21 protein-coding genes are annotated in these 25,807 nt (G+C 52.2%); 2 read left to right on the top strand and 19 right to left on the bottom strand.

The window, feature by feature from the left end:
* Positions 1–21 precede the first annotated feature (21 nt).
* Both addA and addB read right to left on the bottom strand, forming a co-directional pair.
* Entirely contained in the window at positions 22–4,239 is a 4,218-nt protein-coding gene (addA, locus tag BMY11_RS06370; protein ID WP_090573664.1) for a helicase-exonuclease AddAB subunit AddA, read from the bottom strand.
* Positions 4,236–7,784: a helicase-exonuclease AddAB subunit AddB gene (gene addB, locus BMY11_RS06365; protein ID WP_090573663.1), complete on the bottom strand. Its 3,549-nt coding sequence runs from the start codon at positions 7,782–7,784 to the stop codon at positions 4,236–4,238. Before addB ends, addA begins: the two co-directional genes overlap by 4 nt.
* A 482-nt stretch (positions 7,785–8,266) precedes the next feature.
* Here addB and BMY11_RS06360 point away from each other — a divergent pair, with 482 nt between their 5' ends.
* Positions 8,267–8,587: a CD3324 family protein gene (locus tag BMY11_RS06360; protein WP_090573662.1), complete on the top strand. Its 321-nt coding sequence runs from the start codon at positions 8,267–8,269 to the stop codon at positions 8,585–8,587.
* Between the two features lie 206 nt (positions 8,588–8,793).
* Here the strand turns inward: BMY11_RS06360 and BMY11_RS06355 are convergent, their stop codons facing one another.
* Both BMY11_RS06355 and BMY11_RS06350 read right to left on the bottom strand, forming a co-directional pair.
* Positions 8,794–9,273 carry a hypothetical protein gene (locus BMY11_RS06355; protein ID WP_177182530.1) on the bottom strand — a complete coding sequence of 160 codons (480 nt, stop codon included), beginning with the start codon at positions 9,271–9,273 and terminating at the stop codon, positions 8,794–8,796.
* A 314-nt stretch (positions 9,274–9,587) separates the two neighbouring features.
* Positions 9,588–11,009 (bottom strand): class I SAM-dependent rRNA methyltransferase, encoded by a 1,422-nt coding sequence (locus tag BMY11_RS06350; RefSeq protein ID WP_090573660.1) that lies wholly within the window; start codon positions 11,007–11,009, stop codon positions 9,588–9,590.
* 114 nt (positions 11,010–11,123) lie between these two features.
* On the opposite strand from BMY11_RS06350, the gene BMY11_RS06345 reads away from it, so the two are divergent.
* On the top strand, positions 11,124–12,110 hold the full coding sequence (locus BMY11_RS06345; RefSeq protein WP_090573659.1) for a Na/Pi cotransporter family protein: 987 nt from the start codon (positions 11,124–11,126) through the stop codon (positions 12,108–12,110).
* A gap of 113 nt (positions 12,111–12,223) precedes the next feature.
* Here BMY11_RS06345 and BMY11_RS06340 read toward each other — a convergent pair whose 3' ends face one another.
* The 15 genes from BMY11_RS06340 to hemW form a co-directional block, all read right to left on the bottom strand.
* Positions 12,224–12,649 carry an NUDIX hydrolase gene (locus tag BMY11_RS06340; RefSeq protein ID WP_090573658.1) on the bottom strand — a complete coding sequence of 142 codons (426 nt, stop codon included), beginning with the start codon at positions 12,647–12,649 and terminating at the stop codon, positions 12,224–12,226.
* Between the two features lie 124 nt (positions 12,650–12,773).
* Positions 12,774–14,138, bottom strand: a complete 1,365-nt coding sequence (mtaB, locus tag BMY11_RS06335) for a tRNA (N(6)-L-threonylcarbamoyladenosine(37)-C(2))-methylthiotransferase MtaB (RefSeq protein ID WP_090573657.1) — start codon at positions 14,136–14,138, stop codon at positions 12,774–12,776.
* Positions 14,139–14,143: 5 nt separating this feature from the next.
* The gene (locus BMY11_RS06330; RefSeq protein ID WP_090573656.1) at positions 14,144–14,914 is read right to left on the bottom strand and encodes a 16S rRNA (uracil(1498)-N(3))-methyltransferase; all 771 of its coding nucleotides are present in this window, start codon (positions 14,912–14,914) and stop codon (positions 14,144–14,146) included.
* Positions 14,915–15,047: 133 nt separating this feature from the next.
* Positions 15,048–15,755 carry a site-2 protease family protein gene (locus BMY11_RS06325; RefSeq protein WP_256217332.1) on the bottom strand — a complete coding sequence of 236 codons (708 nt, stop codon included), beginning with the start codon at positions 15,753–15,755 and terminating at the stop codon, positions 15,048–15,050.
* A gap of 55 nt (positions 15,756–15,810) precedes the next feature.
* A complete protein-coding gene (prmA, locus tag BMY11_RS06320) occupies positions 15,811–16,776 on the bottom strand; it encodes a 50S ribosomal protein L11 methyltransferase (protein ID WP_090573655.1) in 966 nt (321 codons plus the stop codon).
* Between the two features lie 156 nt (positions 16,777–16,932).
* Positions 16,933–17,958, bottom strand: a complete 1,026-nt coding sequence (locus BMY11_RS06315) for a Gfo/Idh/MocA family protein (RefSeq protein ID WP_090573654.1) — start codon at positions 17,956–17,958, stop codon at positions 16,933–16,935.
* A complete protein-coding gene (locus BMY11_RS06310; protein WP_090573653.1) occupies positions 17,955–18,284 on the bottom strand; it encodes a cupin domain-containing protein in 330 nt (109 codons plus the stop codon). Before BMY11_RS06310 ends, BMY11_RS06315 begins: the two co-directional genes overlap by 4 nt.
* A 151-nt stretch (positions 18,285–18,435) precedes the next feature.
* Positions 18,436–18,630 carry a hypothetical protein gene (locus tag BMY11_RS06305; RefSeq protein WP_090573652.1) on the bottom strand — a complete coding sequence of 65 codons (195 nt, stop codon included), beginning with the start codon at positions 18,628–18,630 and terminating at the stop codon, positions 18,436–18,438.
* Between the two features lie 18 nt (positions 18,631–18,648).
* The gene (locus tag BMY11_RS06300; RefSeq protein WP_256217331.1) at positions 18,649–18,801 is read right to left on the bottom strand and encodes a YfhD family protein; all 153 of its coding nucleotides are present in this window, start codon (positions 18,799–18,801) and stop codon (positions 18,649–18,651) included.
* Between the two features lie 87 nt (positions 18,802–18,888).
* Positions 18,889–20,022 carry a molecular chaperone DnaJ gene (dnaJ, locus tag BMY11_RS06295; protein ID WP_090573650.1) on the bottom strand — a complete coding sequence of 378 codons (1,134 nt, stop codon included), beginning with the start codon at positions 20,020–20,022 and terminating at the stop codon, positions 18,889–18,891.
* Between the two features lie 162 nt (positions 20,023–20,184).
* On the bottom strand, positions 20,185–22,008 hold the full coding sequence (dnaK, locus tag BMY11_RS06290; protein ID WP_090573649.1) for a molecular chaperone DnaK: 1,824 nt from the start codon (positions 22,006–22,008) through the stop codon (positions 20,185–20,187).
* 61 nt (positions 22,009–22,069) lie between these two features.
* Positions 22,070–22,636 (bottom strand): nucleotide exchange factor GrpE, encoded by a 567-nt coding sequence (grpE, locus tag BMY11_RS06285; RefSeq protein WP_090574377.1) that lies wholly within the window; start codon positions 22,634–22,636, stop codon positions 22,070–22,072.
* Positions 22,637–22,696: 60 nt separating this feature from the next.
* A complete protein-coding gene (gene hrcA, locus BMY11_RS06280) occupies positions 22,697–23,722 on the bottom strand; it encodes a heat-inducible transcriptional repressor HrcA (protein WP_090573648.1) in 1,026 nt (341 codons plus the stop codon).
* A 150-nt stretch (positions 23,723–23,872) separates the two neighbouring features.
* A complete protein-coding gene (locus BMY11_RS06275) occupies positions 23,873–24,334 on the bottom strand; it encodes an N-acetyltransferase (protein WP_090574375.1) in 462 nt (153 codons plus the stop codon).
* Positions 24,335–24,453: 119 nt separating this feature from the next.
* Positions 24,454–25,611 carry a radical SAM family heme chaperone HemW gene (hemW, locus tag BMY11_RS06270; protein ID WP_090573647.1) on the bottom strand — a complete coding sequence of 386 codons (1,158 nt, stop codon included), beginning with the start codon at positions 25,609–25,611 and terminating at the stop codon, positions 24,454–24,456.
* Positions 25,612–25,807 lie beyond the last annotated feature (196 nt).

The raw sequence follows: 25,807 nt of genomic DNA, 5'->3' as shown, positions 1-25,807 counted from the left end.
CGCCAGTTTCCCTTCCCCTCGTTAGAACAATTTTACCGCACGTCCTCCATCGAAGAAGAACACATAACATTCATTTATTTTCCGGCCAATGACAGACTCAATCGCTTCTGCATACAGCGTCAGCTGGAACCGGTGGCGCTCAGCCGCCTGCTCCCATTGCTTCATCTGAATCCGGTCTGTTTTATAATCAAGCAGCACCAAGCCCTGTTCATCTTCGAACAAGCAGTCAATGACCCCTTGAATGAGGATCGGCTCTTCTTCAAGGCCTTCGTCCCATCCCGGGTAAACCCGCGTTGCCGGGAATGTACAGCTGAACGGCGTCTCGCGCCGCACCCACTGCGCTTCAAGCAGCCTTTTGCCCACACCGCTCTGGAAAAATGCCGCCGAACCCGCTATATCCACCGCATCCGCTTGCTGCTTCGACAACATTGACTGCTCCCGCAATCGGTTAACAGTCTCGCGCACCGTTTCTTCTGTCACTTCTCCTGTGATCGGTATATGCTGCATGACCAAGTGGCTCACGGTTCCCCGCTCTGCTGCAGTCATCGAAGCCTCTTCCATGAATTTCGGACGACGTAGACGGAACGTATACTCGCCACCGCCTGACTTAGTCGCCGAAGCTTCAAACTTCCTTGTTGCCTCAGTCTGCGACATCTCTTCATGCACATGGCTAGCCGCCTCATGATCGAAGAAGAGCTCCACCTGGCCTTCATCCTCCGCCATCGCAAACAGATCAAGCTGAACCACTTCGCCAGGCTCTTCCGGCTCTTCCGGTTCTACCAGCTCTTCCAACTCTTCCATCACAACCTCAACGACCTCAACATTTGCCGCTTCCGCTGCTTCCGCAATCTCAGGCAATAACAACACTTCGTCATCCCCGCCGAATTCGGCATGCAGCCGCTTCATCTCGGTTACGGAGCTTTTCGCTGCCGTCGTCGTGGCTGCCGCGTATGGGTACCGCCAACTAAGCCGCCTATCAATCTCGCTTGCAGCTTCGCTTGAAATCGGCAGAGGGACAAGAGATTGAACAGCCTGCATCCGCTCGGCAAAAGCCTCCATCGCTTCGGTATCTTCAACAGCACCTGCTGCAGCTTCAAACCCTAGCACGGATGCCGGCACGACCGCTGTCTTCCAATCTTTGAACGCACGCAGACGACTAAGCTCATCCTCGATCTCCGGCTGCCGCGCGGTCTCCGCTGCTTCCCTTTCAACGCTTTCTTGCGTCTCGAGCGCCAGCTCCTCATCGGCTTGCTCCACAACAATCGGAATTCCTGCTTCCATCGCCAGTGGACCGAGCCAATCAATAAACTTGGATGCCCCGGCAATGCGGAAGTCCGGCAGCTGTCCTTCACGATTAAGCGCAGACGCCCAACGCTGCAGCTGTTTCTCGGCATCGGCAACGGTGCCGACGAGGAACATCTTCTCCTTCGGTCTCGTCAGCGCTACGTACAGAATCCGCATTTCCTCCGCTAGCGTCTCCATGCCAAGTCGCTGGCGAATCGCTAGATACGGCAGCGTCGGATAGCTCACGCGCAGATCCGTATCGACGTATCGCGGCCCGAAGCCGAGCTGCTTATGCATTAAGAACTGGCTCGTCAGATCACGCTTGTTAAACTGCTTGCCAAGCCCTGCTGCGAACACGACCGGGAACTCGAGCCCCTTGCTCTTGTGAATCGACATGATGCGTACGACATCTTCTTGTTCACCTAGTGCTCTTGCTGTGCCAAGGTCACCGCCGCTTTCCCGCATCCGGTCGATAAACCGGAGGAAGCGGAACAAGCCGCGCAGCGTCGTCGCTTCATATTGGCGCGTACGGTCATGCAGCGCGCGTAAATTTGCTTGCCGCTGCAAGCCGCCAGTCATTCCGCCGACGAGATCGTAATAGCCTGTTTCGCGGTAAATGCGCCATAGCAGGTCGGCGAGTGCGCCAAGGCGCGCCTCCTCTCGCCATGTTTCCAGTGCGGCGAGGAATTGGACAAGCTTGCGCTGTGTCGATTCCGGGATCGCCCCATCATCAGCAGCAAGACGAACCGCCTCGTAAAAAGCGACTCGTCCGCCGGCAATGCGGATTAGCGCCAGCTCTTCGCCTGTTAACCCGACAAGCGGCGAACGAAGCGTCCCCGCAAGCGGAATATCTTGATAAGGGTTATCGATGACACGCAGCAGCGACAGCATCGTCTCTACTTCAGTAGCTTCAAAGTAGCCGCTGCTTAGCTCCGCATAGGCCGGAATTCCATGCTGCTGCAGCTCCTCGATAATAGTAGGCGCCCATTGCTTGTCTGCTCGAAGCAGGATAACGATGTCGCGCCATGCGAGCGGACGCTTCCGCCCTTTTTTGCCATCATAAACTTGAAAAGGCTCCTCGCTAGCAGCGTCTTCACCTGCCTGCATGCCTTTCAATCTAAGAATTTGGCTAGCAATCCACCGCGCCTCAAGCTCTACCGTCTGCAAATCCTCAGCCGGCTCTGAATCAAAGCTGACTTCGCTTTCACTGTTCTCTTCCGCATCGACATCCGTTTCGCCAGAGCTTTTGCCACCCTTATCGAGAACTGCAAACTCTACTGCATAGCGCTCCGGTGCTCCGCCATCGCTCGCGGATGGATAGGACGCGCCGCACACGAGCTCTGCTCGCTGGTCATAGTCCATCTCCGCTGCCTTCTCACGCATGATCGCCCGGAACACATTGTTAACACCGTCGACCACCTCTTGACGACTGCGGAAGTTACGCGCCAGATCTATCCGAACGCCGTATTCTTGCTCTTCGTCCATCCCACTATCGCTGTCGACTGCATCCGCATCCGCGCCTTGCATATCGTCAGAAGTCAGATAAGTTTTATATTTACGCAGGAACAAGCCTGGCTCCGCCAATCGGAACCGGTAGATGCTCTGCTTCACATCGCCAACCATGAACCGGTTGCCTTTACCCGGCCTCGCGATTAAGGAAACAATCGCTTCCTGCACCATGTTCGTATCTTGGTATTCATCAAGCAGCACCTCTTGGAACTGCTGCTGGTATTCGAGCGCTGCTGCCGATGGGACCATCTGTGCTGGCGTAGATGAGCTGTCTCGCAAAATCCGCAAGCAATAGTGCTCCATATCGCCAAAGTCGATAAGTCCTTTCTCGAGCTTGGCAGCTTCGAACCGGCTGCCGAATTCGTCTGCTAGCCCGGAGAGCGTCTCCATGAGCGGCGCCATCTCGAGCAGCTCCGCCGCGAACTGCTCCGGCGTGCGGGTGAACAGCTCATCGGTCATATCCGCGATGAGCTTCTTCACGGAATCACGCAGCTCCTTCGCCTGCTCCTGCAACACTTTGTCGCATGCATCTCCGCGCTGACTCTTCAGCTTGCCGAAGCTCGCTGTCGTGAACGCTTCGTGCCATGTCTCCCACGGTTCATGGTTCACCTTGCGCTGCAGTGCATGAATGACATTCAGATCATCCTGGAATGTTTCGGCATACGCGTCAGGTCCTGCCGGCAGCCGCGTAATGTCCATCGCCTGTTCGAGCAAGCTCTGCGCGCCTTGCAGCGACATATTGACAGCAGCCGCTATGCTCTGCACCCACTCGGTACGCCCAAGCTCTTCGGCATCCTTTACACGGAATTCTGCTGCCGTGTCTTGCAGCCATGATTTTGGCCAAGGATGGCTTTGCGAGAAATTATAGAGCTTCATAACGAGCGCATATAGCGGCTCGTCGCCGCGCTCTCCGCCGAACCGTTCAACTAACTCATAGAAGGCTTGTCCTTCTTTACTATCTATTACTTCGTAGCGTTCCTCGAACAACGCATCGAGCACGTCCATCCTCAGCAACTCCGCTTCCGTCTCGTTCGCAATGCGAAAACCTGGATCGAGCCCGATCAGCGAATAATAGCGCCGGATGACATCAAGGCAGAAGGAATGAAGCGTCGTTATAGACGCTCGACCCATAAGGGCAAGCTGCCTGCGAAGATGATCGGAGCCCAGGTTCTTGTCGAGCTCCTTCTCAAGCGCGATTCGGATCCGCTCTTTCATTTCGGCGGCAGCCGCTTTGGTAAAGGTCGCTACAAGCAGCCTGTCGACATCGGTATCCGCAGATATTTTGCGGATGATCCGTTCGACGAGAACAGCCGTTTTGCCGGAGCCTGCAGCAGCAGCAACTAGAATATTGCTCCCGCTCGTTACAATGGCGCGCCATTGATCGTCTGTCCATGTGCTGCCAATCGGCTTTGGCGGTATCGAAGCTATCGTCGCTGTCGTCGTCATTGTCCATGCTCCTCCTTCTCAATTCCATTCGGCTGCTCGCCAACAGCACTCTCATCGTCGTCTCCTGACGCGAGCAGCTCCCACACTTCGTCTTTGCCCGGCTTGTTCAGCTTCGTATAGCAATTGCCTTCGATTAACGGATCGAAATGGCATACCGGCTTATAGGCACAGAATTGGCATGGCGTCTTACCGCCAAGACGGTAAGGTGCGATAGAAACGTCGCCGCCCGCGATTCGCTCGCCAATTCGGCGCAGCGTTCCCCGCACCGACTTGCGCAGCGTTCCCCATTGCTCATCCGAGACAACAGAAGAACTGCTATAGAAACCTCCGTCGCGCTTGAGCGCAAGTGGAAGCAGCTCGGAATAGCCGGTAGCTAGTGTGTTATCCATCATTCGGACCGTTTCTTCATCTGCGAGCACAAGCCCTTTCAGCTTGAACCGCTTCAATATTTCTGTTTGCGCCTTCGCAGGCAGCATACCATTCGATGAAGACAGCATTGGGTTGTGTACGTGGAAGTACAATGCGCCAGCCGCCTTTGCTGGTTGACCGAGCCACTCCGGTGCATGTGTCAGCAAGACGTCCAAATACGTCAGCATTTGGAGCGCCATCCCATAGGCGACCTCCTCAAGCCGCAGCTGCTTGGCGCTGGACTTGTAGTCGATGACTCGCAGCAGAAGGCCGTCCGTCGTTTGCGCTGCATCGACACGGTCAATTCGGCCGACCATCTCAAGTGTTCTTCCTCCCGACAGCGGAATCGTAACCGGCGGCAGTGGACCGTCCGGGCCGAAGCCGATTTCGAGACCGACTGGCTTGAACTGCGCGCGCCGCGCATGCTCGCTAAGAATAATCGCCGCCTGGCTAATAATGTCACGCAGCTTGCGAGCCACATATTGATGGCGGCTGCTGCTGTACAGAATTTGCGATTGCAGGCGCTGGGCCAGCTCGCCAACAACTTCAGAGGACAGTTGGCGCAGCTGCTCCGGCGTGTATGCGCCGAACTGATCGCCAAGCGACTCTGTAAGTCGGCTCAGCGCAGCATGGAAGAGTTGTCCGATGTCTGGAGCAGCGAGCTTATACAACGCTCTCTCTCGAAGCCTCAAACCGTGTATGGCAAAATGCTGAAACGGACAAGATACGAAGCGTTCCATCCGCGACACGCTACCGCGTAGCAGTCGTCCGTAGAGTAAATCAGCTGTCCCACCAGACAGCGTCACTTCTTCATTACTGTATTGAAGCGATGCAACCAGTCGTTGCAGCTTGTCCTGCCACTGCGGGCGGACAGCAAACCAGTTGTACGCTTCCCACCAGATCGGCGCAATCTCGCCGCCATGCTTCCAGCCGCGCAACTGCGTAATCAGATAGGACAGCGTCCGCTCCGAATGCGCCATGAAGGCTTGCTGCTCAGACTCCGGCATGCTCGGAGTCGGCTCTCCTGCAATGCCTGCTTCCTGCAAGCCTGGGAGCAGATTTTTCAAATGCCGAATGACCTCAGACGGATGCAGGCTCTTCCCTTCTTCATCCGCCAGCGGCCAGCTAATCCACAGATGGTTACTCGGCGTCGTCAGTGCGCCGTAAATCATAAAGCGTTCATCGAGCAGCTTCCGGCGTACGCCTGGCGCCATCACAAGCCCGCCGTATTCAAGCGTCTCGCGCTCCGCTTCCGTCAGCACGCCGTCTTCCTGCATGCGCTGCGGCATGATGCCGTCATTCGCGCCAAGCAGATAGCACACCGACACTTGTCCTGAACGTGTTCGGTCCATGCTGCCGATCAGCACTTGGTCAAGTGAAGGCGGTACCGAGGCAAGCTTCAAGCTCTCAAGACCGGTCTCTACCATCCCTGCGAACAGCTCAACAGGCATCGCTTCCGTACCGGTCATCTCTGTCAGCTGGTCAAGCAGCTCCATCACGCCGTCCCACAGCTGGCGATGTTCTCTCGCCTTCAGCGGATTGCCGTTGGCAATTGCCTTGCGGCTCCAACGCTCTAGCCGATCCGGCGCTTCGGTTGCAATGAATAGGCGGTACAGCGCCTCGCACATTTGCCTTACACTGCTTGCTTTCTTCAGCTCGCGCGTAAACTTTCGAATAACAGGTATGACCGCCTCCCTAGCGGCCATAATAACTTCGAACTCTCGCAGTTCTTTCTCGCCCGCGCCGATCGGATCACCTTCGAGTGTATCCCGCGTCATCGGCTTCCACTGGCTAAGCGTCGTCCAGCGGTTGCCGTTCATCCCTGTCGCCAGTGCGAAATTCTCAAGTAAGTCGAAGCTCTCACGCGTCAAGCTGCCGTCTTCTGGGATGAGCAGCTCTGTCTTAATGCAGCGGAATACGGCCTCGAACCTCCAGCCATGTACCGAAATTTCCAATGCCGAACGAATGAATTCGACAAAAGGATGGTGCAGTGCTGCGTTCTTCTGATCGAGAAAATACGGTATTTCATAGTCAGCAAATACTGCCTTAATATAGTCGTTGTAATCCGGCGCATTACGCACCATAACCGCCATGTCACGGTATCTCGCGCCTTCATCGCGCACTCTGCGCACGATATCACGCGCTACCGCTTCTACTTCCGCTCGGCGTCCTGCCGCAGCATGAAGCGAGACGCCGCCATGTCGCAGCTCGTCATCGGTGAGAGTAAGTCTTCCCCGTCCGCCATAGTTCCGTTCCACATGCGCAAGCATCGGGTTCTCCCGGAATCGGTATGGCGTTCCATCCAAGAACAGCGGCTCCTCAATCGTCACGCCGTTTGTAATCGCTATATCTCTAAGCTTCATATACGTCTCTGCCGTCGGGCGGAACAAGTCCAGCTCATGCGGCTGCTCGCCAAGCTCGTAGAGCTTATCGAGGCACAGCGTAATCGTCATCGCTTTACTGTGCTTCATTAGCGATGCGAGGGCGTCAAATTCCTTCGGTGTAAAGCCATGGAACCCGTCCACCCAAACTTCCGTATCAGCCATCGACGGCGCTTGATGAAAACCGCGAATAAGCCAGCTCAAGTAATCCTCGGCATCTACATAGAGCCCTTCTAACTCCTGCTCGAGTTGTTCGGAGATTTTCAAAAGATCGTTCAGCTTACGCCCGAGCAGCGAATTGCTCTTCTGCGGCAGCCTGTTGACCGCATAGTCCGATAGCTGCGAAGCATCGATGCCATATCGCTTCAACTCTGTCATCAGCTCGCCAAGCCGTTCGATGAAACCGTGCTGCGTATGTGAACCTTGGAACAGCTGCAGCTGCTCCTCGAGACGATGGACGATTTTGTACAGCAGCATGTTCTTGCCGTTCTCACTAATTGGAATGCGTGCAGTTCCGCCAGTCTCCTGCATGATGCGGAACGACAGACGCCGGAAGCTGAGCGCTTGCGCCCGTATGCTGCCTCTAAGCTCCGAGTGATTCAGCAGCTCGTATTCCGTCTGGAATGTCGCCTGCTCCGGCACCAAAATAACGATTGGTGGTCCTTCTGGCTGCGCCAGTACCTGCTGTCTAATCTCGTTTAGACAATGGTGCGTCTTGCCTGAGCCTGAGCGGCCGATTACAAAACGTAGCGTCATGACCTGCCCACCTCTCTCCCCTATTCGATTCTATTATTCTACCATAGGCATTCCACTCATTTCACCCTTTAACACAAACATTTGTTCTTATTTCAATAAGGTAAATAGTGCAATGGAGTTATTAGCCAGAGTAACAAATGATTATAGCCGTTCTTTCGCTTGATGGTTGGTCTGTTGGTATGGCTTAATATAGATGTCGGGCCCGACGAATCTTCGCGAAAGGAGATGATCCAATTGATCAACCAACACGAGGTGATTTCCGCCTAACAGCGGAAGTCGTCTTCAGAGGGAGGCTGAGATGCCTCCCTCATCTACCAAAAAAAGGATGACGGATAGATCCGTTTTCAATTATACTGATTGCATGAAGCACGATTTCGCCAGTGTGATCGTGTTTTTTTCATTTTAAAAAGAGGAGGTGTACGACATGGTAATCTCGACTTTCGGTGATGTTGCAGCAGGCGATATGAACAAGGAGGTTTACCTTGAACTACAAAAATGGAAAAGATGTGCTTCCCCCTAATCTGCTGAAAGAGCTTCAAGCTTACATTCAAGGAGAACTGCTGTATATCCCGAAGCCGCATAACGAACGTGCCGCTTGGGGTGAGAAGAGCGGGTCTCGGATTATGATTAAGCGGCGTAATGACGAAATTTTCCAGCACTATGTGAGTGGAAGCTCCGTGCAGGAGCTTGAGCGGCAATATCATTTGTCCAGCGAAAGCATCCGGAAGATCATTATGAAGACGCGCAGCGCAAGTGCGATAAAGGTACAAACCGAATACGATGCTGCCAAGGCACGTATATGACAATAGAGAAGAGCCCTCCAGATCGAAGCCGTATGGCTTTCGCTGGAAGGCTCTTTTTATGTTTCTAATTGGAACATCATCGAAGTACCTTGGAACAATTGGCGATGCACTCCATTACTAAGACAACCCATTCGATAAAGGAACGTTTAAAAGAACTTTAACATTACTTTTCTTTTCAATGGCAATTGCCTTTGCGTTCATGACAATCATACCCTAGGTCGCTTAACGATCATCCAAACGAACAAGCCAATGATAATGGCCGTAATCGTAACAATTAGAGTTATCACCATCAGGTTTCCTGACTCATTGGAAGCTTGATCCATCGGCGCATAACCGTCGCCAAGTATGGCTAGCTCAGCTCTAGCATTAGCAAGCGGCTTCGTTAAGTCGCAAATATTGGTTTCAAGAGGTTTGGAATCTTTGTACGCGGACACGATGTACTTCGTTCCGACTTCGAAATTTTCAATGCCGCAGCTTGCCGAGCTCATAGCGGTGTATACTTCTGCTTGTTGGCCCACTTCGCCCTTCCACACTCTGGACACCTCGAAAGTAACTCTAACTTTGTCTGCCGTGGACATGATTGTTTTTTGAGATGGTTGTTTTATTTCAAGTACAGTTCCTTCAAAGATCGCCGTTTTGCGATCGAGCTCACCTTTCACTTGTTCCTCAGCGGAAATCGTACCCACGCATGAACAAGCTGAGACGATATGTGGCTTTAGAAAGAATGCTGCGCTCAACAACGTCGCCAAGAAGACAACAATCAACGATTTCTTGATTATGGCGATCACCCCCTATCTAATTTAACCATTAGACGTAGATGAACCCGGATTTGTTTCCGGAGAATGGAATTATTTATACATTATTTTCCTATTTAATAAGATCTATTTACCTATTCTTACATAGCTCAAATCGTTGATTTCCATCAGCAAAACAAAAAAGAAGTGCATCAGCTGTTTCCAGCCCGCACTCCTTCATCACCTTTATCAATGCGTTCCGCCTTCTAGCGGCTGCGCACTTCAAATATGCCAAACTTCAAATAATGGCCCTCGTTCACGCCTACGATTTGCGGGTGATCCTTACCGGCTGCGCGCCATTCGATGAGACGGAGCGTCTTGCCTGCGTCAATCGCTGCGGCCTGGATCGTCTCAAGGAATAAATCTGGACGCATATGATAGGAGCAGCTCGCAGTTACGAGATAGCCACCTTCATTAACGAGCTTCAGCCCGTGAAGATTAATATCTTTATAGCCTCTGACCGCGCCTTCAATCGCGCTTCTCGACTTCGTGAATGCCGGCGGGTCCAGGATGACAACGTCCCATTTTCGACCTGCATCGTTTAATGGCTTCGAGGTATCGCCTTTACCTGCCGCGCGATCATGGCGTTCATCGATTCCCTTCACTTGTTTGCGAAGATACTCGAACGCATCCGCAACGACAAACTCTACCCGATCTTCGAACCCATTGCGGATGACGTTACGGCGAGCGGTCTCGATGGCATGCTCAGATACGTCCAAGCAAGTCACCTTCTTCGCACCATACTTACACGCATGGAGAGTGAAGCTGCCTGTATGCGCGAAGCATTCCAGCACCGTTGCGCCGTCCCAGTACGGGAACGTGACGATCTTGCCATTCGCATTGACGGGGACGAGCTTCTCTTCGTTTAACGTAGCGATTGTGCCGGTGTCATCCGACTGCGCCGCTTTTGCCTCTGTGGCATCGTCTGTCGGCACCGGAGCCAGCTTAATACCGCTGCGAGAGCCCCAGCCGAGCATAAGAGGTGCAATTGAAGCCCGGTTCTCGCGCTGGTCGAAGAAATAGCCTGTCTTCTGCCCTTCCACGATATCGACTTCCATCTTCAATCCATTCTCGAAGATCTCTACGATCCTCGGGCAATCGCCATAAAGAACGCCTGTCCGCTGCTCCAACCCTTCCAGCTCTCGCACCGACACGTCGCTGCGCTCATAGATCCCTTGCGGCGCGAATACTTGGACAAGTGCCGCTATGATAGCATCACGGCGCGCATCCATCCCGAGTGTGAGCAGCTGGACAACGAGTACGCCGCCGAAGCGATCAACAATGAGCCCCGGCAGGAAATCCGCTTCTCCGTACACCAGACGGCAATCACTACCTTGTACGAAACGGCTGCGGTGCTGCGAGCACTGGCTGAATCGTTCAACGAAGAACGCTTTGTCCATCGACTCAATTGGTTTATAGGAGACAACGCGTACCGTAATTTGTGAGCTTGGGTTCCAGTATCCCGTCGCCAGATAGCGTCCTTGATGTGTCACGAGGTCAACCAAATCACCCGGAGCTGCTTCGCCGTCCACCCGATTGATCTCGCTTGCGAACACCCATGGGTGCCCGGCTTCCAATCTTTTTTTGCGATCACGCTGTAAAATCGCTTTTGCCCGTTCCAATTCCATCTCCACCTTTTCCTCTTGCATCTAGCTTGATGATGCTTGTCATGCTCGTCCTGCACCTAGCATATGTATTTATATTCAACCTTTGATATGTGGTACGAAAGGAGAATGAGTGCAATGCTCAATACAATCATCATTCCGATGACACTCGGCTTTATTCTCTTCTTGCTCGGCATGCGAGCAATGGAGCTTGCGCTTCAGCGATCCGTGGGCAATCGACTGCAATTTGTGCTGCAAAAGTTTACTTCCACGCCGCTGCGGGGCTTGCTCGTCGGGACAGCAACAACGGCTGTACTGCAGAGCAGCACAGCCGTTACCGTTATCGCAATTGGGCTCGTCAACGCTGGCCTGCTTACTTTCCCGCGTACGCTTGGCCTCATTCTTGGCACCAATATCGGCACTTGCTTAACGACCGAGCTCATCGGGATGAACTTGAACCGTCTTGGCTGGCCTCTGCTTCTGCTAGCGCTTGGACTATGGCTCGCGACCGTCATCTTCGGCGAGCTTGGACTTGGACCTTGGCTTGGCAGAGGCAGGAAGGGGCTACGCCGCTTTGTGATGCCTCTGCGCAGCTTAAGCGTCGTCCTCGGCGGCTTCGCCTTGCTGCTCATCGGCATTGGGCTTATGCAATCCGTCGCGCCTGCCGTGCAGTCGACGAAGTTCTTCCACGAGTTCCTCGCGCGAGCCGAGGTTAGCGTGCTGTGGGGGATGGCGGCGGGGATCGTACTGACCGCCATGGTGCACAGCAGTGCCGCCGTCATCGGCATCGTCATGGGTCTCGCCCAGTCTGGCGCGATGCCGCTTCCGATCGGCATCGCCATCGTACTCGGCGCGAACGTCGGCACCTGCGTGACCGCAGTCATCGCAGCGCTCGGCGGTACACGCGCCGGGCGGTTCGTGGCGCTGTCGCATGTGCTGCTCAACGTCGGCGGCGCCGCGCTGTTCGCGCCTTTCGCTGCCGAGCTCGGCGCGGCGGCGGCTTGGCTCACACCATCGCCAGCAGGGCAAATCGCCCACGCGCAGACGCTGTTCAACGTACTCAGCTCTCTGCTGGCGCTGCCTCTCTGTTATCTTCCAAGGTTGCGGAAGCTAACTTCAGCTTGAGCTGCTGAAAAGAAGATCCCTCAGGGATCTTCTTTGGCTTATTGCGGCGGTTCTCCGCCAAACTGCAGTCCTCCGATGTAGCTGGTCTACTCGCTTTCCCACCAATCCACCTACTACACACTAATCCCCAGCAACCGCAGCGCACCGGCCACTATACGGTCGTTATTGTTATAACCAGACTGCTTCTGCCGTCTCCATGCCTCGGATGGCTCGAACCATTCCACGCCGCGAATTTCCTCAATCTGTGCTTGCAGCTTGCCGCCAACTGCCTCCACGAGATAATAGTGGACTTCTTTATCCACAAGCCCTTTAGATTCGTGATTGTATTTGTATTTAATCTGGTCAATCGGCGCAATAATGACGCCTTCCATGCCCGTCTCTTCTACAATTTCGCGCAGCGCGGTTTGCTCGACGGTTTCGCCAGCCTCCATCTTGCCCTTCGGCAACGAGATTTTGCCGTAGCGATCCTGAATCAACTGAATCTGCAGCGCACCTTCATGCTTGCGGAACACAACTCCACCTGCTGAAATTTCTTTCATCCCGTTCGTTCCCCTTTACGCATTTTCCTGAAATGGCTCTTATGTAGAGCAAGGATTCTCACGCAGCCCTTTGACGGACAGCTTAAGAATCCCTGCAGCAAGTTTACTGTTACTCTTTGGAAAATTACGCCTGCATCGCTTGTGGCACGACAGTACCTGCTGTCTTCGTATCAAGGACGCGTAGGAGCTGACCTCTGCACTCGTTAACGCCAGCTTCTGTAATTTTCACGCGGCACAGCTCACCGACCAGCTCTACTGAGCCCTCGAACACAACTTGAATGTAGTTGTCCGAATAGCCCATGATGAGACCGGAACCTTCCGAACCCTTATGCTCGCGCTCCGGAATGATATCAAGCACTTCACCGACATACTTCTTCGCATATTCAAGCTGCATCCGCTCGGAGAGATCAATCAGCTTATGAACGCGCTCGTTCTTCACTTCATCATCAATCTGATCTTCCATACGCGCTGCAGGCGTACCTGTACGCTTGGAATACGGGAACACATGCATCTCGGCAAAATTCATCTCTTCCATGAATTTGAAGCCGTTCTCGAACATTTCATCCGTCTCGCCTGGGAAGCCGACAATAACGTCTGTTGTAATCGCTACACCAGGCATCGCCTCGTGCAGCAGCTTGATTTTCTCCGCGAACTCTTCGGTTGTGTACTTTCTGCGCATGCGCTTCAGCACACTGGTTTCGCCGGCTTGCAGCGGAATATGGAGATGACGGCACATCTTGCTCGAACGATTCAATACGTCAATCATATCTTCATCAATCTGGCTCGCTTCGATGGAGCTGATTCGAATACGCTCGAGGCCTTCGATCGCATCTAGATCCCAGATCAAGTTCGACAATTTATAGTTCTCCATATCATCACCATAACCGCCGGTATGAATGCCTGTCAGGACAATTTCCTTATAGCCCGCATCCACGAGCTGGCGCGCCTGGTTCAAGACACTTTGCGGATCACGGCTGCGGGACAGGCCGCGCGACCATGGAATAATACAGAAGGTGCAGAAGTTGTTGCAGCCTTCTTGAATCTTCAGGAATGCACGAGTACGCTCTGCAAAATCAGGCACATCGAGCTCTTCGAACTCCCGCGTCTTCATAATGTTGCGAACAGCATTCACCGGTTTACGCTCTTGGTGCAGGTCCGCGATGTACGTCATCAGCTTGTCCCGGTCCTGTGTTCCGATAACAAGGTCAACGCCTTCAATCGCAAGAATTTCGGCAGGTGAAGTCTGCGCATAGCAGCCCGTAACCGCGATAATCGCGTCAGGGTTGCGGCGAATCGCACGACGAATAATTTGTCTGCTCTTCTTATCCCCCGTATTCGTCACCGTGCAAGTATTAATCAAATAAACATCAGCTGTCGTCGTTTCGAAGTCAACCTGCTCGTATCCTTCATTCTTAAACAGCTGCCAAACCGCTTCTGTATCATAAAAGTTAACTTTGCATCCAAGTGTGTAAAAAGCAACTGATGGCATAGTTGTTAAACGCCTCCCATTTCTCCGGATTCATACATGAGGCAGGCGAGTCCAACCATCGCAGCCGTTTCCGTGCGTAAGATTCGCTTGCCTAGGCCGACGATTACTGCGCCGGCTTCCTCTGCTTCGCCAGCTTCACGCTCCGTGAAGCCGCCTTCGGGTCCAACGATGAGCAGTATGCTGCGCTCTTCGCTGCCCCAGCCATGACGTGCCCGCTGCGCGGATATCGCATCCCGCAAGCCGAGGCCGCCGCCTTCCTTCTCATAACAGAACAAGGCCAAATCGTAAGCCTGAATAAGCTTAATCAGCGCTTTCCACGAAGCTACTGCCTCAATGGCTGGAATCCGGCTGCGATGTGCCTGCTCCGCCGCTTCCTTCGCGATTTTGCCCCAACGCTCCAGACGTTTGGCTTCCTTCTTGTCATCATATTGAACAATCATTCGCTGAGACTGAAACGGCACGAAGCTGACTGCGCCGATTTCGGTTCCCTTCTGAATGACAATTTCCATTTTATCGCCCTTAGGCAAGCTTTGTGCGACGGTAACAGACCAAAGCGGCTCGCTGCTATCCTGCAGCCACTCCGACACTTCAGCCTCTACATTGCTCGGCGAGAGCGTGCGTATGACCGCTTCAGCGACTCGCGACTGACCGTCGCTCACAATGATGCTATCTCCTGCTTCCATCCGCATCACGCGTACGACGTGATGGGCATCGTCACCTGTGAGCACGACGCGATTGTCCTGCAGCTGCTCCGGTGTTACAAAATAACGTTGCATGGGTCAAACCTCTCTACTCCAAATTGCAAATCGAGGACGAAACTGATATCCCCTCACGAAAAACTCCAACCTACATGATACACGTTTTGGCGTACCTTTGCTAGGTAGGTCAAACATTTTCCAAGCTGCTAAATTACCTGAGGAAATCGTTGTCAAACTGCTGCCAATCCACTTGCTTGAAGAACAAGTCGAAGAAATCGATTAATCCGGAAATGATATGATTCGAGTACATAAACAACGGATCAAGCGTTGCAGCGCGAAGCGGCGGAATGAAGACGATAAGGAGGAAAATAAAGATGCCCCAATGCGCGTTCTGATCCATACGAATTCGCAGTGACGTAGGTACCACATCTTGAATGATGCGATAGCCGTCAAGCGGCGGAACCGGAATAAGGTTAAATATGAAGAGCACGATGTTGAGCGTAATCAGATAGTGCAAAAAATGAACGATTGCGCGGTGAACACCGATCGAGCCCGCATCCAGCAAACCCGTCTCGTTAAGCACATATACAGCCAGAATACCGATTGCGGAAAGCAGCAGGTTGCTAAGCGGCCCCACAGCCGAGACGACGATTCCCATCAACCGAGGATGCTTGAAGCGTCCCCGGTTGACTGGTACCGGCCTTGCCCAGCCGAAGCCAGCAATTAGAATGAGGATTGTTCCCATCATATCGAGATGGACACGCGGATTGAGCGTTACACGCCCGGCATCGTACGCAGTCCGATCTCCGAATAGATAAGCAAAATACGCATGCGCAAATTCATGAGCCGTGAAGGCAATCATAATAACAAGAAAAACAAACGGTAAATCGTTTAAAGGGTACCATAACAAATCCGACACCGATTATCTTCCTCCTCAGGATTTAAGCAACGGATGCGCCGATCATTTTCCCCGCTTATTCCGGTTTCTTCGCAACGAACGCAATCCAATCTTGGTCGTACTGACGGTCGATAATCGTAAACCCGGCCGCTTCCAAGCCTTGCTCAACCGCATCTTCCTTGTTCTTCCAAATACCCGATGCGATATAGGTGCCGCCTGGCTTCAGCGCTGCATAAACGTCGTCAATGAACAGCAGAATGATCTCTGCCAAAATATTCGCCACGACGACATCGACAGGCACCGTAACATTCAGCTTCTGTTCACTGTTCAAGACGCCAAGCAGGTCGCTCAAGTACACTTGGATATCGCCTTGCAGGTTATTAAGACGAATATTCTCCGTTGCGGATGTAACCGAGATCGGATCTAGGTCAAGCGCCAGCACTCGGCGTGCGCCAAGCAGCATCGCGCCAATTGCGAGAATACCGGAGCCTGTACCAACGTCGATGATTTCCTCATCGCCTTTGATGACCGATTCCAACGCGCGCAAGCATAGCGCTGTCGTCGGATGCGTGCCTGTACCGAATGCCATGCCAGGATCAAGCTCAATAATACGCTCACCTGGCGAAGGTGTGTATTCTTCCCATGTCGGTTTTATCGTCAAGCGTTCAGATACTCGAATTGGCTTGAAATACTGCTTCCACGCATTAGCCCAGTCCTCTTCGTCGACCATCGCTTTGGTAATTGTGTATTCGCCTGGCTCAATATCGAATTCGCGCAGCTCATCAATACGGGCCGTCAGCATTGTCATTAATGCGTCCACGTCCGAATCAAGCTCCGAGAAATACCCTTTAATGACCGCATGTCCTTCCGGAATATCGTTCAGCGGATGCTCATACCACTGGCCGAGGGAAGTGTCTCTTTCTTTATTAAGTGTGCCTGATTCTTCAATGGATACGCCGTCGGCATCCATTTCGTGCAAGAAGTTGGATATCATCTCGATCGCTTCTTCCGTTGTCGAGATCGTTATTTCATGCCATTTCACTTGAATATGTCCCCCTGAATTTACCACTAGTTTGGTGTATATTGCTTCTATTTTACACTGTTACACGCTTCCAAGCAAAAACAGGTCCCACATGCAAAAACAAGCCTCTTCAGCATCCAATGCGAAGAGACTTGTTTAAGGCGTATGATTCAAAAATTAGTTCGTTACGATGTAGCTTTCCGGGTACTTGACGACACCGCTCTCCGAAGAATCTGCGAAAGCGATAAGCGCCGCCAACGTGTGCAAGTTATCGCGACCGGACAAGGCCGGCTCCGCGCCATCTTGAATCCGTGCAGCGAACTCAGCCAGCACGCTGTGAATGCCTTGCATCGAATCCGGCAGCGGTCCGTCCTCATAGGAGACATATCGCTTATTCTGCTGTTGATCCACAATATAGACGCCATAGCCTTGTCCAAGATCGCCTAAGTGGACGGAGCCGTCTTGGCATTGAACGCGCCATTCGCCTTCCCATGGCGACGACAGCCCTTTGGATACGAGGCTGCCCAGATAGAACACCGGCATACCGTTGTCTAGCTGCATACCGGCCTGTACATTCGGATGCCCATTGTACATGCTGCCCTCGATGTTCCATGTCTTACCCGACACCGTTCGGATATTCGTATCAAACAAGTAGCGGATCATATCAATATGGTGTACCGCCATCTCGAGCAGCATGAAGTTGTCCATGACCTGTTGATAATCTTTGCCGAAGTGGTCATAGAAGAACTGCGCTTGTACGAATAGCGGCTTGCCAACTTCGCCGATCGCGCTCTTGAGCGATAGCACATGGTTCTGGTAGCGATAGTTCTGGCTGACCATCAAGATCAGTTGCTTCTCCTTCGCTAGATCAACGAGCTCGCAGCCTTCCTTAATATCGAGCACGAACGGCTTTTCAACCAGCACATGCAGCCCTTGCTCAAGTGCTGCTTTACAGATCGCATAATGGTAAGGGGAGGCTGCCGTAACGAAGACGGCATCTGCCGTAAGTGCTGCGAACGCTTCCTTGTAGTCCGTGAAGCAGTGCTCTTCGGCTACACCAAGCGTTGCGGCACATTCTTTCAGCCGGGCAGGATTAATCTCTACCACGCCGGCATATTCGAAACCCTGCGATTGCTTGACGAACGCTTGCGCGACTCCGAAGCCATGCATGCCAAGACCAACTTGAATGATTCGAAGTGTCATTTTACGTCGTCAACCCCTTTGAATAAATAGCCGACCCGTCCGCCTTCCGGCATAATTCCATAAATATATACAGCAACCATTTCCTCAGTAACAACCAGGGAGTGCTCGTCGCCCCGCTTTGTCAGGACCATGTCGCCAGGACCGATTTCGTATGGATCGCCTTCTGTCGTGCAAGTGCCTCTGCCGCTAATAATAATCCAATACTCATTGGCGTCGTGATAGTGCAGCTTGACGATATCTCCGACTTTCAGATGGTTAATACCGTAATGGCTAAGCTCGCTCCATTCGGGATAAACTTGTGTGTTATTGTAAAAGTTAACCGGCATTCGCTGCTCCTCCTCTAATCATTGTGCCCGAGCACAAAACTGAACCCATCGTCTATTGTGCCACAATTGTAAGCGTTTGTATATTCATTAAAAAAAACACCCCCTACATGCGTGGTCCGCATCAGGAGGCATCTATGTTGCATTTTCCAAGTTAAATAAGCGCTGTGCCACCGGTCTGCTCGATCAGATGAATAGCCCGTTCGATGAGTTCATCGCCAACGGTAGCCGTGAACGAAGCCCCATCAGCACCGTCGTTAACCTGCTCAACACGGAGATACTGCAGCTTCGTTTGCGCTTCTCTCGCGTCACTGCTGTCCTGGAACGTCGCGTGAATTGTCGCGGTCATCTCGTCACGTCACGCTCCTTAGGAATGCTCAGCTCTGGCGTCCGCTTCAGCTGCACGTTGCTGCGCTACTCGGTCCGCATCGTCAGCGAGCTCTTCGGAGAACTCAACATCCTCATTCTTCCCTATCGGCAGCTCGGCAAAATTCACTTTTTCAAGGTCTTGATCCTTCATCGGCATGCACCTCCATGTTCAATGATGTGTTGGACACGAAGGTTAGCATAAACCAATGGTTTCGTTCTTATGCTGATTGATTGCCGATTATTCGCCGCGGAATGCTTTCTTCATCTTATCGAAGATCGATTCGTGGTGCTCCTGCTGCACATCGCCCACTGGCGCGCCTACACCGGCGAACTGACGCAGCAGTTCCTTCTGCTCATCACTCATGTTGGTCGGTGTAACGACCGTGACCTTCACATGCTGATCGCCTTGACCGTAGCCGCGCAGACGAGGTACTCCTTTGCCCTTTAGGCGGAAGAAGGTGCCGGTCTGTGTGCCTGCAGGGATCTTCAGCTTCACTTTCTCAGTGAGCGTCGGAATTTCAATCTCGTCGCCAAGCGCTGCCTGCGCGAAATTAAGTGGTACTTCACAGTAGATATCATCGTTGTCACGCTCGAAGAAATCATGCGCCTTCACGCGAATGACGATATACAGGTCGCCGGATGGGCCTCCGCGCGTACCGCCCTCGCCTTCGCCGGTGAGGCGGATTTGTGCGCCTTCATCTACGCCGGCAGGAATCTTCACGTTAATCTTGCGCTGCTTCTTCACTTTGCCTGCGCCATGGCAGGTCGTGCACTTCTCTTTAATGATCTTGCCTGCTCCGCTACATGACGAACAAGCGCGGCGGTTCACCATACGGCCGAACGGCGTATTCTGAACAACCTCTTGCTGGCCTGTACCACGGCATGTCGAGCACGTTTCTGGCTTCGTACCAGGCTTTGCGCCCGAGCCCACGCAAGTATCGCAGTTCTCGGTACGAGGGATCGTAATCTCCGTTTCCTTGCCGAACACGGCTTCCTTGAACTCGATGGTCATCGTATATTGAAGATCGTTGCCGCGCTGAGGCGCGTTCGGATCACGGCGACCGCCGCCACCGCCTCCGAAGAACATATCAAAGATATCGCCGAAGCCGCCGCCGAAGTCAGCACCGCCGCCGCCTCCGAAGCCTTGGTTCGGATCGACATGGCCGAAACGGTCGTACTGCGAGCGTTTCCCGTCATCGCTCAGGACGTCATATGCTTCCTTCACTTCTTTGAACTTGCTCTCCGCATCCGCCGCTTTATTCACGTCCGGATGGTATTGGCGAGCCATCTTGCGGTACGCTTTCTTAATATCATCATCCGAAGCGCTCTTCTCAACTCCAAGCACCTCGTAAAAATCACGCTTGTCTGCCAAAACCGTCACCCCTTCTGTATCCGTATAATCGCTGATTTCTCTCTCCCGAGTTAAAACAACTTTGCCATTATTCAACCCACATTAATTCAAGACATAGCAAGAAACGGCTGCGCCGTCCAAAATTTTCTCGGACGGCGCACCGTTTACGCGAATCTGCCTAACTTATTTCTTGTCGTCAACAACTTCGTAATCAGCGTCAACTACGTTATCTCTGCCTTTTGCTTCGCCTGCTTCAGGACCTGCGCCTTCAGCGCCAGCTTGCTCATACAGCTTCATCGACAGCTGCTGCATAATTTCAGTCAATTCATCCGAAGCGGCTTTGATTTGCTCTACATCGTCTGTTGCCAGCGCTGCAGTAACTTTTTCTTTCGCTTCGTTTGCTTTTGCGATTTCGCCTGCGTCTACTTTGTCGCCAAGATCTTTGATCGTCTTGTCAACTGTGTATACGAGCTGGTCAGCGCTGTTCTTCGCTTCAACAAGTTCACGGCGTTTGCGATCTTCTTCTGCGTTAAGCTCAGCGTCTTTCATCATGCGATCGATCTCTTCTTCAGACAAGCCGCCGGAGGAAGTGATTGTAATCTTCTGACTCTTGCCTGTGCCTTTATCAAGGGCAGATACGTTAACGATACCGTTCGCGTCGATATCGAAAGTAACTTCGATTTGCGGTACGCCACGTGGCGCCAGTGGAATGTCACCCAGCGTGAAGCGTCCAAGTGTTTTGTTGCCAGCAGCCATTTGACGCTCGCCTTGCAGCACGTGAATCTCTACGCTAGGCTGATTGTCCGCATATGTGGAGTACACTTGCGATTTGCTCGTTGGAATCGTCGTGTTGCGGTCGATCATCTTCGTGAACACGCCGCCCGCTGTTTCGATACCAAGGGACAGAGGAGTTACGTCGAGCAATACAACGTCCTTCACATCGCCAGTCAGTACGCCTGCTTGAACCGCTGCACCAAGAGCTACAACCTCATCCGGGTTAACGCCTTTGTGCGGGTCTTTGCCGATCAGCTTCTTAACTGCTTCTTGAACAGCTGGGATACGAGTCGATCCGCCGACAAGAACGACTTTGTCGATGTCGCTTGGGGACATGCCAGCATCGCTAAGCGCTTGGCGAGTTGGTCCAAGTGTACGCTCAACGAGCGCTGCGGACAGCTCTTCAAACTTCGCACGAGTTAGGCTCATTTCCAAATGCTGCGGTACGCCGTCAGCCATTGTGATGAACGGCAGGGAGATCGATGAAGTAACCATACCGGATAGTTCCTTCTTCGCTTTCTCTGCTGCGTCTTTCAGACGTTGTACAGCTGCTTTATCTTTAGAGAGGTCTACGCCTTGCTCTTTTTTGAATTCACTTACGAGGTAGTCGATAACTACTTGGTCGAAGTCATCGCCGCCCAGACGGTTGTCACCGCTAGTTGCTTTTACTTCGAAGAAGCCGTCGCCGAGCTCAAGGATCGACACGTCGAACGTACCACCACCAAGGTCATAAACGAGAATCGTATGATCTTCTGTTTTCTCAAGGCCATATGCAAGCGCTGCTGCAGTCGGCTCGTTGACGATACGAAGTACTTCAAGACCTGCGATCTTGCCGGCATCCTTCGTCGCTTGACGTTGGCTGTCGTTGAAGTAAGCAGGAACAGTAATAACCGCTTGTGTTACCGTTTGACCAAGGTATGCTTCAGCGTCTGATTTCAGCTTTTGCAGGATGATTGCGGAAATTTCTTGCGACGAGTAGTCTTTACCGTCGATTACTTCTTTATGGTTTGTACCCATGTGACGCTTGATGGAGCTAATCGTACGGTCTGGATTCGTGATCGCTTGGCGTTTAGCCGCTTCACCGACCACACGCTCTCCGTCTTTCTTGAAGCCAACAACCGATGGTGTTGTACGATTGCCTTCCGGATTCGGGATTACGACAGCTTCGCCGCCTTCCATTACCGCTACGCATGAGTTTGTTGTTCCAAGGTCAATACCGATTACTTTACTCATAATTGAAATTCCTCCTTAGGCTCTCTATTACATAAAATTTAAGTATATAGGCAACTGAACGTTAACCGCTCACTTTCACCATAGCGGGACGCAGCACTTTATCCTTCAGCACATAACCCTTTTGCACTTCTTCCACAACGATGCCTTCTTCATGCTCATCAGACTCCACTTGCATAATCGCTTGGTGGAAATCAGGATTGAACGGCTCACCCACAACATCCATGGCTTTGAGTCCTTCAGCTTCAAGCACTTGCTCGAATTGGCGGAAGATCATGTCCACGCCTTTGGAGAACGATTCGACGTCGCCGCCGCTCTTCGCAGCTTCTACAGCGCGACCGAAGTTGTCGACAACCGGCAGCAGCTGGCTGATCAGCTTCATCGAAGCATATTGGGCGAGATCTTCCTTCTCCTTCATCGTACGGCGGCGGAAGTTATCGAAATCCGCTTGTGCGCGTAAGTAACGCTGCTGATTCTCATCCGCAAGCTTCGTGAGCTCGGCGATACGGGAATCCTCTGTACTTGCTTCTTCATTCTGAGGAGCTGTCTCCTCTGCTGATACTTCTTGTTCTTCCACAGAAGCACTGTTCACTTCATTGATATGTTCCTCATCTGTATGCTGTTCATTCACAGACACGAGTGCGTGCACCTCCTGAAAATAATCCCTGTCTTACTTTACAGATTACATACGTCACTTGTACCATCGACTGAGCAGTACTGCCATATCCTTCGATAAAAGATCGAGCAGGCCAATTACTTTACCGTAATCCATCCTTGTCGGACCAAGTATGCCTATCGTGCCAAGCTGCTGCCCATGTGCCGAATACGTCGCTGTAATCAAGCTGCAATTGTTTATTGCCTCATGAGTATTCTCTGTCCCAATTCGAACCGCAATACCGCTTGGAAGCGAACTGAACATCTGCATAATCGTAGGCGTCTCATCGAGCAGGTCGAGCAGAGTCTTCACTTTGTCGACATCCTTGAACTCAGGCTGTGTCAGCATGTTCGTCGCACCGCTAAAGAATAAGCGGTGATCGTCTTCACTCTTCAGCGCATCATCCAATACCCCAAGCAGCCGTTCGCATTGGTCCGCATAACGTCCAAGCTCTTGGCCAACCTCAGAATAAAGCTTCGATTTCAGCCTTACCATCGGCACACCGATCAATTTCGCATTCAAAATATTAACAGCCTGCTGCATTTCATCCATGCTCATATCAGCCGGAATGGAAATGGTGCGGTTCTCAACATGGCCGGTGCTCGTCACTATGATCGCCACCGCCGTGTCATCGCTGATCGGCACCAATTGAAAATGCTTCAGCGAATTTGCAAACGTCTCAGGTCCCAGCACAATGCTTGTATAGTTCGTCAAGTTGGACAAAATACTTGCAGCATGCTGAATGATCTGCTCCATCTGGTTCATCTTCTCCGTGAAGAAGGAACGAACCTTCTGTACATCATGATCGTTCACCTCGCCCAACCGGACAAGATGATCAACGTAGTACCGATAACCTTTAATGGATGGGATTCGCCCTGCTGACGTATGGGGCTGCTCCAGAAACCCGAGCTCCTCCAAATCAGCCATCTCATTCCGGATCGTTGCCGGTGAGAAGCTGACGTCGCTTCGTTTCGAAATACTGCGAGAACCTATAGGCTCCGCCGAGCGGATATAATCATCAATAATGACGTTCAATATCATTCGCTGCCGTTCAGTTAACATCGCAGTCCCTCCAATTTCGTTATCGTCACATCGTTAGCACTCGTTATCGTTGAGTGCTAATCATTAATACAAAAATACCAAACCGACTTATCGATTGTCAAGTCAGTTTGGCATTTTCGGGACATCTATAAAACGTACATTTTGTGTACGTTAATCCAGCATCTTCAGTACAGCGATTTCATCACATGCATGCTGTTTCGCGCAGTGGATACAATCCGTCCATACTTTCTCTGGGAAGATCTCTTTATTCACTACCGTAAAGCCGTTTTTCTCGAAAAAGCGGACTTCATAGGTCAGTGCCATTATCTTCGGAATCTGCTGCTCTCTTGCTTCAAAGATCAGCTGATCGACGAGCTTGCTGCCAATACCAAGTCCTTTGTAGCCTTCGGAAATGCCGAGCGAGCGAATTTCAACAAGATCGGCTCCAAGCTGAGTTAGAGAACCGCAGCCGACAACCTCGCTTCCAACTTCAGCTACAACGAATGTATCAATCTGGCGCTTCAGCACATCGCGTGATCGCGGCAGCATAATTCCTTTCTCGGCGTAACCTGCTATTAAACCCACTAACACTTCAACATCGTCTTCGGTCGCCTTTCTGCATACCGCTTGCAACGCTTGCACTCGCACTCGCCTCCACCCTTGCTCCGATATTATATTCCCATCATTAATATGAATAAATATACAACATCACTGTTTGGTTCACAAGTACTAATTGCAACGATATTCACTCATTATTCGCCAATAAAAGCGCCAAAAACTTCATTCCCGAGCGGAATGCCCTTCTTCGACAGGCGGTAACCGCCGCCGCGCTCTTCTGTTCGTTCCAGCAGCTCTTGTGCAAGTACCGCTTCAAGCTGTTGACCAAACTCGCTTTCCATCGTCAGCCCAGGGAATTGGCGCGCAAAATCCTCATTGTTCACGCCTTCCAGCATGCGCAGACCAACCATCATGAAGTCTTCCATCGCTTCACGCTCCGGCACCGGGTTCGTCTCAAGACGCGGTAGCCTGCTTAATGAAGCATCAATGAATGGTTGGACTCCTTTAATGTTTACGTGCCTCTCGCCTCTCGCATAGCCATGCGCGCCTGCGCCTAGTCCGTAATAGGGCTCGTTCCGCCAGTAAGTGATGTTATGCTTGCTCTCATGTCCAGGCTTGGCAAAATTGCTGATCTCATAATGATGGAAGCCTTCCGCCTTCAGTGTGTCTATGAGATGCAAATACATGGCAAGCTCATCATCTTCTGTAGGAAGAGGTAATTCGCTTCGTTCATATAGCGCATGGAACAAGGTGTTCTCTTCGACCTTTAAGCCGTACAAAGAATAATGCGGCAGCTCAAGCTTGAGCGCACGGGCGACGCTGTCCGACAGCTGCTCGACCGTTTGGCCCGGAAGACCGAACATGAGGTCGATCGACAGGTTATTAAAGCCCGCCAATCTCGCGTTCTCAATGCTGCGGTATACGTCATCGACGTTATGAATACGTCCGATACGCTCCAGCAAGCCGTTATCGAACGATTGCACGCCCATGCTGATGCGGTTAACCCCGCCTGCCTTCATGGCATGCAGCTTATCGATGTCAACAGTTCCCGGATTCGCTTCCATCGAGAACTCCGCATCCGGATGAATGGGGAAGTAGCGCTTCACCGACGCGAGGAACCTCTCCATCTGCGGTGGCGTTAGTACCGTCGGCGTACCCCCGCCGACAAACACAGTACGAATTTCTTCCGGCGGCAGCAGCTCTACGGTCACCGCCATCTCACGCTCCAAAGCGTCGAGATAAGCATCGACTGGCTGCCCCTTCAGCACATATGAAGTGAAATCGCAGTAATGGCACTTGTTCGTGCAAAAAGGGATATGAATATAAAGCGCCCGAGGCGCGTGCGTAAGCATAGTTCTTGTCTGTACCTCCAATGCTCCCTTGAAATAAAAACAAGGGAGCTCTTATGCTCCCTTAAAAAAGATTGATCAGGACAGGCCGAAGGGTTGGTAAGGAGATGTAGCAACGGTAGTGGTCGCCTTTGTAATTTGATTCCAACATCTAAATGTCTTATAAAATGAAGGAATCAGAATTACAACAGCGAGCGGA

The organism is Paenibacillus sp. OV219 (assembly GCF_900110075.1).
GTDB lineage: Bacteria > Bacillota > Bacilli > Paenibacillales > Paenibacillaceae > Paenibacillus_Z.
The sequence above is the reverse complement of the archived record's forward strand: the minus strand, read 5'-3'. Positions and strand labels throughout refer to the sequence as shown.